12 protein-coding genes are annotated in these 17,275 nt (G+C 31.4%); 7 read left to right on the top strand and 5 right to left on the bottom strand.

What is annotated here, in order from left to right; genetic code table 11:
* The 4 genes from ACFDSN_RS06090 to miaB form a co-directional block, all read right to left on the bottom strand.
* Positions 1-866, bottom strand: an 866-nt coding sequence (locus tag ACFDSN_RS06090) for a hypothetical protein (RefSeq protein WP_375238951.1), incomplete at its 3' end; no start/stop codon positions are given.
* A gap of 1 nt (position 867) precedes the next feature.
* The gene (locus tag ACFDSN_RS06095) at positions 868-1,371 is read right to left on the bottom strand and encodes an LptE family protein (RefSeq protein WP_375238952.1); all 504 of its coding nucleotides are present in this window, start codon (positions 1,369-1,371) and stop codon (positions 868-870) included.
* A 75-nt stretch (positions 1,372-1,446) separates the two neighbouring features.
* Positions 1,447-2,712, bottom strand: a complete 1,266-nt coding sequence (locus ACFDSN_RS06100) for a sigma 54-interacting transcriptional regulator (protein ID WP_375238953.1) — start codon at positions 2,710-2,712, stop codon at positions 1,447-1,449.
* A gap of 5 nt (positions 2,713-2,717) precedes the next feature.
* The gene (gene miaB, locus ACFDSN_RS06105; protein ID WP_375238954.1) at positions 2,718-4,163 is read right to left on the bottom strand and encodes a tRNA (N6-isopentenyl adenosine(37)-C2)-methylthiotransferase MiaB; all 1,446 of its coding nucleotides are present in this window, start codon (positions 4,161-4,163) and stop codon (positions 2,718-2,720) included.
* A 172-nt stretch (positions 4,164-4,335) separates the two neighbouring features.
* Between miaB and ACFDSN_RS06110 the strand changes: the two genes are divergently transcribed.
* The 7 genes from ACFDSN_RS06110 (at position 4,336) to gldN (ending at position 13,721) form a co-directional block, all read left to right on the top strand.
* A complete protein-coding gene (locus ACFDSN_RS06110) occupies positions 4,336-5,070 on the top strand; it encodes a hypothetical protein (protein WP_375238955.1) in 735 nt (244 codons plus the stop codon).
* A 127-nt stretch (positions 5,071-5,197) separates the two neighbouring features.
* On the top strand, positions 5,198-7,726 hold the full coding sequence (gene topA, locus ACFDSN_RS06115; RefSeq protein ID WP_375238956.1) for a type I DNA topoisomerase: 2,529 nt from the start codon (positions 5,198-5,200) through the stop codon (positions 7,724-7,726).
* Between the two features lie 48 nt (positions 7,727-7,774).
* Complete coding sequence (locus ACFDSN_RS06120) at positions 7,775-8,938, top strand: formimidoylglutamase (RefSeq protein ID WP_375238957.1); 1,164 nt, start codon at positions 7,775-7,777, stop codon at positions 8,936-8,938.
* 167 nt (positions 8,939-9,105) lie between these two features.
* Positions 9,106-10,452 (top strand): gliding motility lipoprotein GldK, encoded by a 1,347-nt coding sequence (gene gldK / locus ACFDSN_RS06125; RefSeq protein WP_375238958.1) that lies wholly within the window; start codon positions 9,106-9,108, stop codon positions 10,450-10,452.
* A 71-nt stretch (positions 10,453-10,523) separates the two neighbouring features.
* Complete coding sequence (gldL, locus tag ACFDSN_RS06130) at positions 10,524-11,159, top strand: gliding motility protein GldL (protein ID WP_375238959.1); 636 nt, start codon at positions 10,524-10,526, stop codon at positions 11,157-11,159.
* Positions 11,160-11,205: 46 nt separating this feature from the next.
* On the top strand, positions 11,206-12,777 hold the full coding sequence (gene gldM, locus ACFDSN_RS06135; RefSeq protein ID WP_375238960.1) for a gliding motility protein GldM: 1,572 nt from the start codon (positions 11,206-11,208) through the stop codon (positions 12,775-12,777).
* Between the two features lie 47 nt (positions 12,778-12,824).
* A complete protein-coding gene (gldN, locus tag ACFDSN_RS06140) occupies positions 12,825-13,721 on the top strand; it encodes a gliding motility protein GldN (RefSeq protein ID WP_375238961.1) in 897 nt (298 codons plus the stop codon).
* 467 nt (positions 13,722-14,188) lie between these two features.
* Here gldN and ACFDSN_RS06145 read toward each other — a convergent pair whose 3' ends face one another.
* On the bottom strand, positions 14,189-17,197 hold the full coding sequence (locus tag ACFDSN_RS06145; RefSeq protein WP_375238962.1) for a hypothetical protein: 3,009 nt from the start codon (positions 17,195-17,197) through the stop codon (positions 14,189-14,191).
* Positions 17,198-17,275: the final 78 nt, after the last annotated feature.

Genomic DNA, 17,275 nt, shown 5'->3' on the forward strand with positions numbered 1-17,275 from the left:
TGGTCTGCAAAGAAACCACTTTTTTCTGGATATTTCAAACTTAAAATTTTATAAGATTGAATTGCCTTTTTAAAGTTTTTTTGTTCTACATAAATTCGTGCTAAAGTTTCTGTCATTAACTCTTCTGGATGAAGCATTTGTGCTTTAGCTAAATTTATATTTGGTTCTAAGTTTTTCTTAGGTTTTAATTTAGGGTTTTTAGAAATGAAAGATTCAATTAATTGATTTTTCTTAGCTATAATTGGATTTGTGGTTTTTTTAGAAGTATCTCCTTCTGTTTTTACAAAAACTTCTTTTTTAGTTGTTCTTTCTATAGGTTTTAATTGAGAAAGGCTTAACCATTCGCTAAAAGAATGTGTTTCGGATGTTTTAAAATCTAAAGGTTTTCCGATTTGAAGTGTGTCTTCGGGAGATTTTTCTTCTACAATTATTTCTTCTTTTGTTTCAGCTAAAAGAGTTGTTTTTTCTTCAAATAGATCAGGATTAAGTGTTGATTTAGAAGCATTTAACTGTTCTTGGAATTGTTCTTTGTCATGTTGTGTTTTTTCTGAAATGTCTTCAAAATCAACATCGATATAATATAACTGTTCTGAGTTGTGCTTTATAAATTCTGAAATACTATTTTGATTAAATTCTTGTGTTGTAATAAAATCAAATAAAACACTTCTGTCTGATGTGTAAGCAGCTGTGGTTTTTAAAGCATTATTATACTTAAAACTGTCTTGTTCTTTTAAACCTTTTAAGTATAAAGCTCTTGCAGATTGAAAGTATGGAAATTCATCAACTATTGTTTTTAATTCTATAGTTGTAGATTCCAGAATATGTTCAGGTTGCTCTATAATTTTAGAAAATTCTAAATTTGTCATATTACCAATTTGCAATAGATGCGTTAATAATATCTTGTGTTAAACGTTCAAATATCTCTTCTAAAGCTGTGTCTTTTTGACTGCCAATTAATTGTTCTGATCCAGCATAGTCATAGAAAAAGGTGAAGCTTTTTTCAAAGTCGTTTTCTTCTTTTTTTTTGTTATAAAAACTAACCTTAACGCTAATGGTTAATCTATTTTGTGCCGCAGTACTATTTGCTCTTGCAGTGGTAGGAGAGATACGGTATTCTGTAATTTCACCTTCATAAATTAAATCTGCATTAGAATTAACTAAGTTTAAGTTGGTTTGATTAACTAATCTATCTTGTAAGGCAAGAGTAAAATCTCTGTCTAAACCTGGCTCTATAAGTAAGGCGTTATTTTGAAAATAATTAACTTGAAAAGATTCTGCATCTCCAACATCTATTCCTGTAAAAGAGTAAATGCCACAACTTGTAAATATTGTGCATATTACTATTAGTAAAAGGTATGTGAGTTTTTTCATTTGTTTTAAAACTAACTTATATTATTGATGCTAAATTACAATTTCTTTGTTCTGTTTTTTAAAATTTTAACGAAACTATAAATCGAACTGCTTTATTTTACGATATAAAGTACGTTCGCTAATCCCTAATTCTTCGGCAGCTAATTTGCGTTTTCCGCTATGGCGTTCTAAAGATTTTTTAATTAATTCTAATTCTTTGTCATGTAAAGATAAGGTTTCTTCTTCCTGAATTTCTTCAGCAAAATGATATTTATCTGGGCTAATTATTTCAGTAGATGCATTTTCTGGAATAGATAATACCTCTAATTTATTTGCTTCTTGTCCTTTAATATCAAAATCATTAGACTCATTTTCTGAACCATAAATTTTTTCAATTAAACCTTCGTTATCTTTTTGTATGTCTTTGGAACCGCCATTTTTCATTAGTTCCATTGTAAGCTTCTTTAAGTCATTTAAATCAGCTTTCATATCAAATAAGACTTTGTAAAGTATTTCTCGTTCGCTACTAAAATCACTTTCAGATTTCGTCTTGTTAATAACAGCAGGTAAGTTAGATCCTCCAGTTGGTAGATACTCATTAAGGGTTAAAGCAGATACATTGCGCTCTTTTTCTAAAACAGAAACTTGTTCTGCGACATTTCTTAACTGTCGGATATTTCCATTAAATCTATAATTTTGAAGCATACTAACTGCATCATCACTTAATTTAACCGTTGGCATCTTGTACTTAAGCGCAAAATCGCTAGCAAATTTTCTAAATAAGATATGAATGTCTTCTTTACGTTCTCTAAGTGGTGGTAAGTTTATTTCTATAGTACTTAATCTATAATATAAATCTTCACGAAAACGTTCTTTTTTAATAGCTTCAAACATATTAACATTTGTAGCCGCAACAATACGAACGTTTGTTTTTTGTACTTTAGAAGAACCAACTTTAATAAACTCGCCATTTTCTAAAACACGTAATAAGCGTACTTGAGTTGTAAGTGGTAATTCTCCAACTTCATCTAAAAAAATAGTTCCGCCATCGGCAACTTCAAAATAACCTTGTCTTGTGTTTGTAGCGCCTGTAAAAGCACCTTTTTCGTGACCAAAAAGTTCACTATCTATGGTTCCTTCTGGAATAGCTCCGCAGTTTACAGCAATATATTTATTGTGTTTTCTATGAGATAAAGAATGGATAATTTTAGGAACACTTTCTTTTCCAACACCACTTTCTCCTGTGACTAATACAGAAATATCTGTAGGAGCGACCTGTATAGCTTTTTCTAAAGCACGATTTAAACCAATGCTATTTCCTATAATTCCAAAACGTTGTTTAGTGGTTTGAATAGATTCCATAGTTGTTAATTGTTTTTAGAAAAGCCAACAGCTTCACCAATTAAGGTTGCTTTTGTGCAATCTGTTATTTTTACGTTTACAAAATCTCCTACGTTGTAATTTCCTTTTGGAAAAACCGCTACTACATTATATTGGCTTCTTCCAGACCATTGGTTATTAGATTTTTTAGATTCTCGTTCTACCAAGACTTCAATGGTTTTTCCTACATATTGTTTGGTGCGGAATTCACTATGTTCTAACTGTAAAGCAATTATTTCGCTTAATCGTCTACTTTTTGTAGCTTCAGGAATATCGTCTTCAAATTTACGCTCGGCTAAAGTTCCAGGTCTTTCAGAATAAGAATACATATAGCCAAAGTTATATTTTACATATTCCATTAGGCTTAAAGTGTCTTTGTGATCTTCTTCTGTTTCAGTTGGGAAACCAGCAATCATATCTTGACTTATTACACAATCTGGAATGATTTTTTTTATGTTATCTATTAGGGTGAAATATTCTTCTCTTGTGTGTAAACGATTCATCGCTTTTAAAACGCGATTGCTTCCACTTTGAACTGGTAAATGTATATGGTTACAAATATTATCGTATTTCGCCATTGTGTTAATTACATCTAAATGCATATCCTGCGGATTAGAAGTAGAAAAACGAATGCGCATTTTTGGAAAGGTTTCAGCACATAAACTTAAAAGTTTAGAAAAGTCGGTTGCAGTAGCTTTTTGCAGATCGCTTGCTTTTGCAAAATCTTTTTTAAGTCCGCCACCATACCAAAGAAAACTATCTACGTTTTGTCCTAAAAGTGTGATTTCTTTATAACCTTTTGAGGCTAAATCATTAATTTCTTCAATAATACTTTGTGGATCTCTACTACGTTCTCTTCCTCTAGTGAAAGGTACTACACAAAAAGTACACATGTTATCGCAACCACGAGTAATACTTACTAGAGCAGAAACGCCATTACTCTGTAAACGTACTGGTGAAATATCGCCATAAGTTTCATCTTTAGATAAAATTACATTTATAGCATCTCTACCTTCATTAACTTCGGCTAAAAGGTTTGGTAAGTCCTTATAAGCATCTGGTCCAACTACTAAATCTACTATCTTTTCTTCATCAAGAAATTTCTCTTTTAAGCGTTCTGCCATACAACCTAAAACGCCAACTTTCATTTTTGGGTTAGTTCGCTTTACAGCATTGTATTTTTGTAAACGTTTTCTAACGGTTTGTTCTGCTTTGTCTCTAATAGAGCAAGTGTTTACTAGAACTAGATCTGCATCTTCAAGTTTATTTGTTGTGTTGTAGCCATCTTTATCTAAAATAGAAGCTACAATTTCGCTGTCGCTAAAGTTCATAGCACAACCATAACTTTCTATAAAAAGTTTTTTTGTGTTTTCTTTTTTAGCATCAAGAATTAAAGCATCGCCTTGTTTACTTTCGTCTATTGTCTTTTCCATATTAGGTTGTAACTGCTTTATTGATTTCAAGAAGTATGCAAAGATAGTATTTATTTGTTTGTTGTGACAAAGTGGCAGTTATAAAAGTTTTGAAAAATAAGTTACATTTGTGTAACTAACCTTAATTATTATAAATATGATGTTGTTTAATAAATTGCAAGAAAAAATTAATTTGAATCCAGCTATAGATTTTGGAGATGTTTTTAATAAATCTATAGAGTTGTTTAAGAAAAGTTGGACTCACGGGTTGGTTCTTCAGTTAATTTCAATGGTAATAGTGTTGCCAATTATTATTATCATGTATGTACCAATAATTATGGCTGCTATTGAGTCTGAAAATGGGCAACTGGACCCAGAAGTTATGAGTGGAATGTTTGCAGGTTTTACTGTAGTTTCTTTCCTTTTGTTTTTTGTCGGCATTTTGGTTATCAGTGTTGTGGCGCAAGCACTTCAAGCTGGTTTTTTTAGAATTTTAAAACGATTAGATTATAACGAACCTGTAAAAACTTCAGATTTGTTCTATTTTTTAAAAGGGCAATATTTAGGACATATTATATCTATAATGTTAGCTTCATTAGTAATTAGTATTATAGCTTTATTGCTTTGTGTTTTACCTCTTTATTATGCAGTTGTACCAATGTCGTTCTTTACATTGTTTTTTGCATTTAATCCAGAGTTGTCAGTAAGTGAGATTGTTAAACTGAGTTTTAGTATTGGAACAAAAAAATGGTTAATAACGTTTGGTTTAGTTATAGTGGCATCATTATTATCATCTTTTGTAGGTTTTTTAATGTGTGGTATTGGGATCCTGATAACAGCTCAATTTACGTATCATCCAATTTATTTTATTTACAAAGAAGTTATTGGTTTTGAAGATAATGAGCCTCTTGATGAAATTGGTAAATAATAATTTATGTTATAAAAAAAGCCTTGAAATTCAAGGCTTTTTTTATGGGTTATAGATATGGTATGGAAATTAAAATTAGGTTGATATATTTTTTTTGATATACCTTTGCACTCATAAAAAGTGAAAAATGGCGAAGAATTTAGTAATAGTTGAGTCACCTGCAAAAGCAAAAACAATCGAAAAATTTCTTGGAAAAGACTTTAAGGTTGAATCAAGTTTTGGGCATATTGCAGACTTACCATCAAAAGTTTTAGGTGTAGATGTTGAAGATACTTTTGATCCAACTTATGAGGTTTCTGCCGATAAAAAAGCTTTGGTTAAAAAATTAAAAGCTTTAGCTAAAAAAGCAGATTGGGTTTGGTTAGCAAGTGATGAGGATCGAGAAGGAGAAGCTATTGCATGGCATTTGTCTGAATCATTGGATTTGGATAAAGAAAAGACAAAGCGAATTGTTTTCCATGAAATTACAAAGTCTGCTATTCAAAAAGCAGTAGAGAATCCAAGAGATATAGATTACGATTTGGTAGATGCGCAACAAGCAAGACGTGTTTTAGATAGAATTGTTGGTTATGAGCTTTCTCCTGTATTGTGGAGGAAAGTAAAAGGAGGATTGTCTGCAGGAAGAGTGCAATCTGTTTCTGTCCGTTTAATAGTGGAACGTGAACGTGAGATTATTGGATTTAATCCTGAGGCATCATATAAAGTAGATGCAGAGTTTACTACAAATGGTAATTATAGTTTTAAAGCAAGATTGCCAAAAGCATTTAAAAGCAAAAAAGAAGCCTTAGCTTTTTTGAATAAAAATGTAGATGCAAAATTTAGCATTGGAGATTTAACACAGAAGCCTGCTAAAAAATCGCCAGCAGCACCATTTACGACATCAACATTACAACAAGAAGCTTCAAGAAAATTGTATTTTTCAGTAAGTAAAACAATGACAATGGCCCAGCGTTTGTACGAAGTCGGTTTGATTACTTATATGAGAACGGATAGTGTAAATTTATCCGATGAAGCAAGAAAAGGAGCTGAAAAAGAAATTATTTCTGCTTACGGGAAAGAGTTCGCGCAAGAGCGTAATTATAAAGGAAAATCTAAAGGAGCACAAGAAGCTCACGAAGCAATTAGGCCAACGGATTTTAAAACACATTCTGTAGATATAGATCGTGACCAAGCTAGATTATACGATTTAATCTGGAAACGTGCTATTGCATCTCAAATGAGCGATGCTAAGTTGGAACGTACCAATGTTAAAATTGAAGCAAACTCTCATAACGAAACCTTTACAGCAAATGGTGAGGTAATTAAATTTGAAGGATTCTTAAAAGTATATCTTGAAGGAACGGATGATGAAGATGTAGAGCAAGAAGGAATGTTGCCAGCAATGAAAGTTGGAGAAACACTTCAGAATAAATATATTACAGCAACAGAACGTTTTTCTAGAGCGCCATATAGGTATACGGAAGCTTCTTTGGTTAAAAAATTAGAAGAATTGGGTATTGGTAGACCATCTACATATGCACCAACAATTTCGACTATTCAGAATAGAAACTATGTAGAGAAAGGAACTATAGATGGAGCAGAACGTGAGTATACACAATTGGTTTTAGATGAAGCTTCTGTTAAAGATAATTTATTGTCTGAAAAAGTAGGTTCTGATAAAGGTAAATTAGTACCAACAGATATTGGAATGATTGTAACTGACTTTTTAGTTAATCATTTTGAAAGTGTTTTAGATTATAATTTCACAGCTAAAGTTGAAGATCAGTTTGATGACATTGCTGAAGGAAAACAAGACTGGAAAAAGATGATGAAGTCTTTTTATGATAAGTTTCATCCAGTAGTTGAAGATGTTCGCGAAAATGCAGATCGTGAATCTGGAGAACGTATTTTAGGTAAAGACCCTAAGACAGGAAAGCAAGTAAGTGTTCGTTTAGGGAAATTTGGACCAATGGTTCAGAAAGGAACTGTTGATGATGAGGATAAGCCAACTTTTGCTAGTCTAGGAAAAGACCAACAATTAACAACTATAACTTTTGAAGAAGCAATGGATTTATTTCAGTTGCCAAAAACTTTAGGAGAATATAAAGATGAAGTTGTTGAGGTTAACAATGGTCGTTTCGGTCCTTATATTAAATACGGTAAAAAGTTTATTTCTTTAGCGCCAGGGCAAGAGCCATTAGATCTTGAAATGGATGATGCTATAGAGTTGATAAAAGAAAAAGAAATAGCAGATGCTCCAATTTATGACTATAAAGGTCATGGAGTAACTAAAGGGAAAGGACGTTTTGGACCATTTATTAAATGGAATGGACTATTTATAAATGTGAATAAAAAATACGATTGGGATACGTTGTCTAACTCGGATATTGAAGAATTAGTAGATGCTAAAATTCAAAAAGAGATAGATAAAGTTATCCATAATTGGGAAGAAGAAGGTATTCGTGTAGAGAAAGCACGTTGGGGTAGGCATAATATATTAAAAGGTAAAACCAAAATTGAATTACCAAAAACTGTTGATGCAGCAGCGTTAACACTTGAAGAGGTTCAGGGTATTATTGAAAAAAATGCACCTAAAAAGAAAACAGCAGCAAAAAAGAAGCCTGCGGCTAAAAAGAAAGCAGTAGCCAAGAAAAAAACAGTAGCTAAAAAGAAATAATTGAAATTCTTTTATCTATTTTACTAATGTAAAGCAGTAACTAAGTTTATGAATTTTAGTTTTTTATCACCAATATCTAATACAGTTCTTGAGATTATTCAAGACTTATCCGTACACGCTATTGGTTCAAAGATTAGAATTCATTCGGAAAAGTCTGGTTTGCCCGATTTAAATGGTGTTTCTGTAGCTGTAATAGGTGTTTTAGAGCAACGAAACAGTTCTAATTCTGATGTAGATTTACATTTTGACAACGTTAGGAAATCTTTTTATAGCTTGTTTCCTGGAAGCTGGAATACAACTATAGCAGACTTAGGGGATTTAAAACCTGGAGAAACTGTAGAGGATACTTATTTTGCTTTAAAAGAGACTTTAAGTGTTTTAATTAGCAAAAAAATCATTCCTATTATATTAGGCGGAAGTCAAGACTTAACCTACGCCAATTACAGAGCTTATGATGCTTTGATGCCAATGGTAAATGTTGTTAATGTAGATTCTAATTTTGATCTTGGAGATGCTTCAAAGCCTATATCGGATAAGAGTTTTGTTGGGAAGATAATATTAGATGAGCCTTATAACTTATTTAATTATGCAACTATAGGTTATCAGACTTATTTCAATTCTCAGGAAGAAATAGATCTTGTTAAAAAGCTTTATTTTGAAGCGTATAGGTTAGGGGATGTTTCAAATAATATTAGATTAGTAGAGCCTGTAATGCGGGATGCTAATTTAGTGACTGTAGATTTAAATGCTGTAAAAGCATCAGAAGTTAGTTTGTCTCAGCAAGTTTCACCTAATGGGTTTGATGGAAAAGAAATTTGTGCTATAGCTCGCTATGCTGGAATTAGTAATAAGTTGTCATCTTTCGGTATTTATAATTATAAAGTTTCAGTTAACGATTCAGCTACATCTATGTTGTTAGCTCAAACGTTATGGTATTTTGTAGAAGGTTTGAATGGAAGAGTAGAAGATGATGATTTTTCAAAAGATAAAAATTTTCAGAAATTTATTACTTTGGTTGAAGATCAGGAACTTATATTTTATAAGAGTTTGATAACAAATCGTTGGTGGGTAGAGATTCCTTTTTTATCAACTGTTAACAATAAGTTAAAAAAGCATGCGTTATTACCTTGTGCGTTGCAAGATTATAAAGACGCATGTAGTAATATAATTCCAGAAAGATGGTATAAGGCATTTCAAAAAAACAGCATTTAAATTAAGAATTCTTTAACAAAATGGTTAACTTTCGGTATGATGTTTAATTTTATCGATTAAATGAAGAATAAATTAATAAAAAGTTGCTTTTAAATAAATAATTAAATATGTTTACGGTCTTAATTTTTGAGAAACATATAATTTAACCTCAGAGTTTTTATATAATTATGAAGAAGTTTGTATTAATAACGGCAGTTTTAGCACTTTTAGCGAGTTGTAATTCAGGAAATGACAAAGGGCAGCTTGTAGGTGTAAAAGGTAAGAAGTGGCATCCAGAAAAGCCTTACGGAATGACTTTGGTTCCTGGAGGTTCTTTTATAATGGGTAAAGCAGATGATGATTTAGCAGGTGTGCAAGATGCTCCGGCTAAAACAGTTACTGTTAGAGCATTTTATATGGATGAAACTGAAATCACAAACAGCGAGTATAGCCAGTTCATTGAGAATGTTAGAGATTCTATAATTAGAACAGAGTTAGCTGAGATGGCAGATGTGGAAGGTAAGACCCCAGGTTCTGATGATATTGGTGAATTTGCATATAAAGGTTCTGATGAGTCTGAAGAATTAACACCATATCAAGAATATATGCGTGATAATTATGGGAATGATCAGAAAATGCTTAATAAAGAAGTTGATTTGATCTTTGAAACTTCAGAATATCCAGATGTTTTGTATGCAGAAGTTATGGATGGAATGTATATTCCTTTAGAAGAATCTTATAACGGACAACGTACATGGGATGTTAAGAAGTTTGTCTTTGAATATTCTTATATGGACATAGAGAAAGCTGCTCGTGATAAAAAATTATCTCGTTCAGATGTCATAATTAGAGAAGAAGTTGAGATTTATCCAGATACTACTGCTTGGATTCGTGATTTTGCGTACTCTTATAATGAGCCAATGCATAATGATTATTTCTGGCATGCGGCTTATGGAGATTATCCTGTCGTTGGTATTTCTTGGACTCAAGCGAAAGCTTTTTGTCAATGGAGAACAAATTATCATAACGATTATAGAAGAGAAAAGAAAATACATGCTGTAGGTAGATATAGATTGCCAAACGAAGCAGAATGGGAATATGCTGCTCGTGGAGGACTTCAGGCTGCAACATACCCTTGGGGTGGACCTTATGCTAAGAATGACAGAGGTTGTTTTATGGCTAATTTTAAACCATTAAGAGGAGATTATGCAGCGGATCAAGCTTTGTATACAGTGGAAGCTGATGCATTTGAGCCAAATGATTTTAACTTATATAATATGGCAGGTAATGTTTCAGAATGGGTAAATTCATCTTACGATCCTGCATCTTATGATTTTGCATCTACTATTAATCCTAATGTTAATGATGCAAGTAATCAGCGTAAAGTAGTTCGTGGTGGTTCTTGGAAAGATGTTGCGTACTTCTTACAAGTAAGTTCTAGAGATTATGAATATGCAGATTCTGCAAGAAGTTTCATCGGTTTTAGAACTGTTCAAGATTATATGGGGACAGAAGTAACTGCTAACACAAAATAAGATATAGAAACTTAGTTTCTATATAATAATAATAACTATTAATTAACTTAACAACTAAAAATTTAAAAATTATGGCACAAGTAAGTACGTACAAAAAAGCAATGGGTTACCTTTATGGTATTGGAGCATCAGTAGTAATATTAGGAGCATTATTTAAATTAATGCACTGGCCAGGAGCATCTATAATGTTAATTGTAGGTTTAGGAGCTGAAGCACTAATCTTCTTTGCATCTGCATTCGAAAAGCAAGAAGGAGATTTAGATTGGTCTTTAGTATATCCAGAGTTAGCAGGAGGACAATCTTTAGGTAAAAAAGGAAAAGAAGCACCAAAAGATGCAGAAGGTTTATTGTCTAAAAAATTAGATAACTTATTAAAAGATGCTAAAATTGATGGTGAATTAATGGCTAGTTTAGGTAATAGCATTAAAAACTTTGAAGGAGCAGCTAAGGGTATATCTCCAACAGTAGATTCTATGGCAGCAACTAAAAAATATGGAGAAGAAATGTCTATTGCTGCAGCACAAATGGAATCATTAAATTCTTTATATAAAGTACAAATGGAATCTGCATCTAAGCAGGCTTCTATTAATGCTGAAACTGTTGAAAATGCAGGGAAATTAAAAGAACAAATGCAATCTTTAGCTTCTAATTTATCTTCTTTAAATGGAGTATATGGTGGAATGTTAACTGCAATGAACAAAAAATAATTAGTTTACTAATTTAATATTTATTAACTAAAAAAAACTAATTTTTATGGGAGGTGCTAAAGAAACCCCAAGACAGAAAATGATAAGCTTAATGTATTTAGTTCTAATAGCAATGTTAGCATTAAATATGTCTAAAGAGGTTCTTTCTGCTTTTGGATTAATGGACGATAAGTTCGAGAATGCAAATACACTAATTACAGAGAATAATACAAAAACTCTTGCTTCTTTACAGGCAAAAGCTGAAGAAAAACCAAAAGAGTTTGCTGTTCCAGCTAATAAAGCTGAACAAATCACTCAAATATCTAAGCAGTTTTATACATACTTAGGTACTGTTAAAGCTGATGTTTTAAAAGGTGGAGGATTTGAGATAGATCCTGATACTGGAAAACTTCCTTTTGATACAATGGATAAGGGTGATTATATTGACGAAAACTGGTTTAATGGAGATAAATTAAGCAAGAAAGGTCAAAAAATGATGGAAGTTATTAATAAGTATAAAGCAGATGTTAAAAAGGTTGTTGGTAATGACGTTAAATATACTAAAGCTTTAGAAAGTTTTAATTCTAAATTTAATACAGAAAATATTAAAGCTAAAGATGGCGCTAACAAATTATGGTTAGATTATCACTTTAAAGGATTTCCTGCTATTGCTTCTATTACTAAATTAACAGCAATGCAAAATGATGTTAAGACTACTGAAGCAAATATGTTTAACCTATTTTTAGGAAATACACTAGATGAGGCAGTTTCTTTAAAGAACTACCAGGCTATTGTATTGGCTGATAAATCTGCATTTTTTGCAGGAGAGAAATTTCAAGGTAAAGTTGTTTTAGGTAAATATGCAGATGTAACTCCAACTAAATTAATGGTTAATGGACAAGAAATTGATTTGTCTAAAGCTATTGATTCTACAGGAGCTGCTCGTTTAGACTTTAATGTTGGTAACGTAGGTGAACAAAAAATTGATGGGGAATTTACTTTCTTAGAAGATGGTAAGCCTTTACCAATTAAAATTGTTGGTAACTACGTAGTTGTACCAAGACCAAATTCTGCTACTATTTCTGCAGATAAAATGAATGTTGTTTATAGAGGTTTACAAAACCCAATGACTATTTCTTTTGCAGGTGTTCCAGATAATAAAGTATCTGCATCTGGTTCAGGATTAAAGAAAACTTCAGGACAAGGTAAATATGTTGTAACTCCAGGTTCTGGTAGAGAACTTAAAATTAATGTTTCCGCTACTTTAGATGATGGTTCTAAAGCTTCTGATAGTCAAGTATTCCGTATAAAGGATATACCAAAGCCTACAGGAACTTTTAACGGTCAAATGGATACAGCTAAATTACCAAGAAGTAATGTTGAAATAGGTAAAGTAGGAGCTTTGTTACCTGATTTTGTTTTCGATTTAGATCTACAAGTTACTAGCTTTAAATTTAAAGTACCAGGACAAGCTACTATTAACTGTAATGGTACTCGTTTAAGTGGTACTGCTAAATCTGCTTTAAGAAAAGCAAAAAGAGGAGCAACAGTTCAATTCTTTGATATTAAAGCAAAAATTAAAGGGAATAGCATTAAATTAAAAGGTGTTTCTCCAGTAATTATTGAATTGACTAACTAATAAAATCAAGCATCTGATTCTTATTAATTTATAAAAAATCAAAACAGATGAATTTAAAATCATTATTATTAACTGCTTTAGTTTCAGTTTCATCTTTTGGAATTGCGCAATCAAATTTATTGAATGCAACTCATCCAGATCAAATTGGTGTAAAAACTGAAGAACAAAAGGCATTAGACAACGATCATCCTTTAGAGTATGGTTATGTTGGTGATAGAGATATCCTTTTTTCAAGAATGATTTGGGAAAAGATAGTATTAGATGAGCGTGTAAATTTTCCTCTATATTATCCTATTGACACTAACAATATTGGTAGTGATAGACGTAGTTTGTTTGATGTTTTATGGAAAAATGTTAGTGATGGTACTATTGCTAATGTTTATGACGATTCTTACTTTACAGGAAAAAAAAGTATGAAAGATTTAGGTCAGCAAATGGTTGATATAGATACTTTAGATGTTGGTTTTGATCAATTAAACCAAGATGGTTATATTGATCCAGAATATATCATTAAAACAGAGATTCAATCAGCTAATGTTACAGCTTACCATATTAAAGGAACTTGGTATTTTGACAAACGACAAGGAGAATTAAAATATAGATTAATTGGACTTGCTCCAGCAGCAGCTGATGTTAATTTTATTAATTCTGATGATCAAGAAAATAAAAATCCTATTCCTTTATTTTGGGTTTTTTATCCTGATGTTAGAGATATTTTGCATGAAGCTAAAACGTATAACACTAAAAATAGTGCAATGCCTTTTTCTTTTGATCATGTATTAAATTCTAGACGTTTTAGTGGTATAGCTTTTAAAGAAGAAAATGTTTATGGGGATAGACAAATTGATGAGTATATTCCAGAAAACTCTTTAATGCAATTATTAGAATCTGAAAGAATAAAAGAGAAGATTAGAAACTTCGAATTAGATATGTGGCAATTTTAATTATTGCTTAACTATAAAAAAAAGGTTCACAGAAATGTGAGCCTTTTTGTTTTTAATTAAAATAAGTTAGTAGGTAATCGAATTCTATATATAGAATTTACATTATTTTAAAAATTATTGCACAAATTTATTTATATTTTATATGGAGCGTAAGCTTATAGTAATTTTATCTTTGTTAGTTTATATATTAGTTAAGGACTAGACTTGATACTGTTAGGTAAAGATTGCACTCACTTGTTGATTATGAGAATTATTTGATTGAGGAGGTATTATTTTATATAATAATATCAAGAGTATACATTAGTTTTCTAGTTAAAGGACTGTTCTAACCTAGCTATATAAATGTTTTGAAGTAATTCAAATTACTAAATACGATTTAGTGTAATAATATTTATACTACTCATAAAAAAGCCTAGACATTTAACTGTCTAGGCTTTTTTATGAGTAGTATATTTTGGTTTTTAAGTTTAATTACTACCTTCAGGTAGTTGCTGAGTAAAAATATATGTTCCTGTTGGTGGTCCACCAAAAACGGTATTACTAGGATTGTTAAAAATGTTATCACTTATGTAGGGCACATCACTTGAAGCTCCTAAGTATTGTGTGATTCCATTCATATTTATATCAGTGTTACTATAACCTGAAGAAATAAATGTTCCTGTTGGTGGCCCACCAAATACAGAATTATTTGGATCATTGAAAATATAAGTACTAATTGCCGGTATATCAGAGAAAGCTCCTAAATAATTTAATTGTCCATCTCCGTTAGCATCACCAGACCATAATGCTAAACTACCATTTTCTAATTCTTTTTGTGCATCTGTTCCAAAATTTAATGTACTAGTATTTGTTAGGTCTAAAATAGTTGTTTTCCTAGATAATGCAATAGCGCTATTTGACATGATCCCCAAATGATTTCTATGATTTACTACGACATAATAAGGTTTGCCTGGGATTTCAAAACCAAGACTGCTAACACCATCTATATCTACAACATCTCCATCTCTTTGTAATAAAGCAGATCTTGAAGCGATTACTGACGTGTTATCTATAGCATCCCTTAATTCAATCCAAACCCAATCTACTATTGCATTAGTGCCTGAAACACTTAAAGTGCTTGTATTTGTTGTAATAGCATCTATGTAAGGACTTGTTATAGGTATTAAATCTAATGTTCTTAAATCGTCTCTCATTAAGCCTTCTTCACCTGTTGTAGGATTTGTAGCTGCACCTTGAAGAATCATTTTTATAGAGACATCTGCTTTTTTCAAAATTTCATCTAAAGCAAATTCAACATTGTTTTCTGTAAGTGTAACGTGAGCTTCATTGTGATCTGGCATATACCAGTTTACAAATGGTGTTTGTGGATTGGTCGTTATAGTATCATCCCAAGGAGTATCTCCAGTACCTAGAGTTATGTTTTCATACCAATCTATATTTGGATTTGTGTTTAATGCCATTGCACTTACGGTTGGAATAAAATTAAAATAGTCTGTAGTAAGTGAACCAAAAAATGCATTTATAGTAGGATCTGCTGTACCAAAACCTGCTGCTAAAGCTCCTAAATCAAAAAGACCACCAGGAGCTGCGTCTATTCCTTTAGAAAAAGATTCTGATTCAGCATCTGTTTCAGCATTAATATCACAGAAGCAAAGCCATGGAGCATCTATCCAAATATCTGCTATTTTTATAGTTTGCCCTGCATTTGGAGAATACCAAACATCAAAATAAGCGTCTGTTAATACGGCAACGCCAGGAATAAATGCATCCAAAACTCTGTCGCCAGGTTCTACATCATCTCCGTTTTTATGTTGATAAGGGTTACCAATACCACTACCATTAATTAAAGATACATTTCGTGTAGTTTCAGGAAAACCAGAGGTTGTTAATCCGTTAATGCCGCTGAAAAAAACTGTACTATAAGGATGTTTTATAGGTAGTGTAAGGTTTGGATTAAATTCAGCTATTTCTCCATTTGCTAAATGTGGTTCAAAATGATCTGTAAGCATTTGTCTTGCTGCAGGAGATTTTAACATTCCGTCTACAATTGGACGCAAAGATTCTAAGCTAAAATTACCAACCCAAGTGTCTAAACCATAAGCCAAGTAATTAAATAAGTTTTGAAACCCAATAGGAACATTTGCACCAAGGTGTGGAGAATCAAAAGACATCCATAATCTTGTTTCGTGATCAAAACCAACATTACCAGGATCTTGCTCCATATAGTTTAAAGCGTAACGTGTAATTAATCCACCCATACTAGGGCCAATAATTACGTTCTCTTCATCACCTATTTTTTGACTATTAATTAGTGTTATAATATCTACAACAGAAAATGCATTTCGCTCAATAAAATCGGCTCCACCATCAACAACAGTACTTCCAGGGTAGTCTTGTGCATCAATTACGGCATCATTATTAACATCTGTTGATTGAGCAAACGATTGTAAATTACCGTTTTGAAGTACAAAGTAACTAGGAAAATTAATTAATACAACATCATGGTTTTCATCTGCTCTAACATTATCTGCTAAGTTTTCTGTTAGACCATTGCTTTCAAAATTTAATAGCGAATATATACCATCTATAGTTCTTGTATCGCTTGGATCAAAACCATCAACAATAATAATTGGCTTGTCTAACTCATTATCTGCTCCTAAAAATATTTCGTATTCTGCTAAACCAGCATGGTTTGTTGCGCCACTATAACTAGATAAATCTGCTATAATACTAGAATTAACTTCTGTTGGTGCTAAAAGCCTTTGGTTAGCTATATCGTTACGAGATTTTGTTACTTTTAACGGCGAAGTTCTTTTAATAACAGTTCCATTTGATAATGTTAATTTAAATTGAATTTTTTTATCACCACTTTCTAAGTAAGAAACATTAACATAATCATTTATATTTACAGCTCTATAGCCTTGATTATCATTAAAATCTATTTCAATTTTATCAATTGTATTTTTTGTGTTATTAATTACAAAAGAATCATCAATTAAAAAGCTAGAATTTAATCCTCTTTTGTGTGTTGCAAAAGGTGCTATAATTGTTGCTTCTTTTACGTTTAAAATAGGTTCTTGAGAAATTCTTCTAATATAATTAGTTTCAATTTTTACTAAGCCATCTATTAAACTATTTGGCTTAAGTTCTTCAAAGTCTAAATGCATAATACCAATTTTAACTGTATTAGCATAACTAACAGGTTGAACTAATCTTTTTAAATAGTCTAACTGATTAAAACGATTTAAGTTGTCACTATAACTAAATTCTTTATAGTGTTGTAAAAATGAGTAAGCATCGTATTTGCTATGTTCTACGCCAATTGAAGATAATGGGCTTTTGTTTTGAATAACTAAATCTGTTTTAGCGTCTTTAGTATCTAATTGAGAAAAATTTATAGCTTTAAATTTCTGTGAGTAACTAATACTAGTGATTAAAAAGATTAGTCCAAGTATAGTTTTTAATAATATGTTCATTTGTTTTAAATTAATTCAACAGATAAATATACTATAAATTATTTAATATATAATTTGTAGGTGCTTTTTTTAAAGATT

The sequence above is a fragment of the Aurantibacter sp. genome (assembly GCF_042094015.1).
Lineage (GTDB): Bacteria > Bacteroidota > Bacteroidia > Flavobacteriales > Flavobacteriaceae > Aurantibacter.

Bases quoted from the DNA above. Each gene is read 5' to 3' on its own strand.
- gldL (WP_375238959.1), top strand. From the start codon at position 10,524: ATGGCACAAGTAAGTACGTACAAAAAAGCAATGGGTTACCTTTATGGT.
- ACFDSN_RS06120 (WP_375238957.1), top strand. From the start codon at position 7,775: ATGAATTTTAGTTTTTTATCACCAATATCTAATACAGTTCTTGAGATT.
- ACFDSN_RS06145 (WP_375238962.1), bottom strand. From the start codon at position 17,197: ATGAACATATTATTAAAAACTATACTTGGACTAATCTTTTTAATCACT.
- miaB (WP_375238954.1), bottom strand. From the start codon at position 4,163: ATGGAAAAGACAATAGACGAAAGTAAACAAGGCGATGCTTTAATTCTT.
- gldN (WP_375238961.1), top strand. From the start codon at position 12,825: ATGAATTTAAAATCATTATTATTAACTGCTTTAGTTTCAGTTTCATCT.
- gldM (WP_375238960.1), top strand. From the start codon at position 11,206: ATGGGAGGTGCTAAAGAAACCCCAAGACAGAAAATGATAAGCTTAATG.
- ACFDSN_RS06100 (WP_375238953.1), bottom strand. From the start codon at position 2,712: ATGGAATCTATTCAAACCACTAAACAACGTTTTGGAATTATAGGAAAT.
- gldK (WP_375238958.1), top strand. From the start codon at position 9,106: ATGAAGAAGTTTGTATTAATAACGGCAGTTTTAGCACTTTTAGCGAGT.
- topA (WP_375238956.1), top strand. From the start codon at position 5,198: ATGGCGAAGAATTTAGTAATAGTTGAGTCACCTGCAAAAGCAAAAACA.
- ACFDSN_RS06095 (WP_375238952.1), bottom strand. From the start codon at position 1,371: ATGAAAAAACTCACATACCTTTTACTAATAGTAATATGCACAATATTT.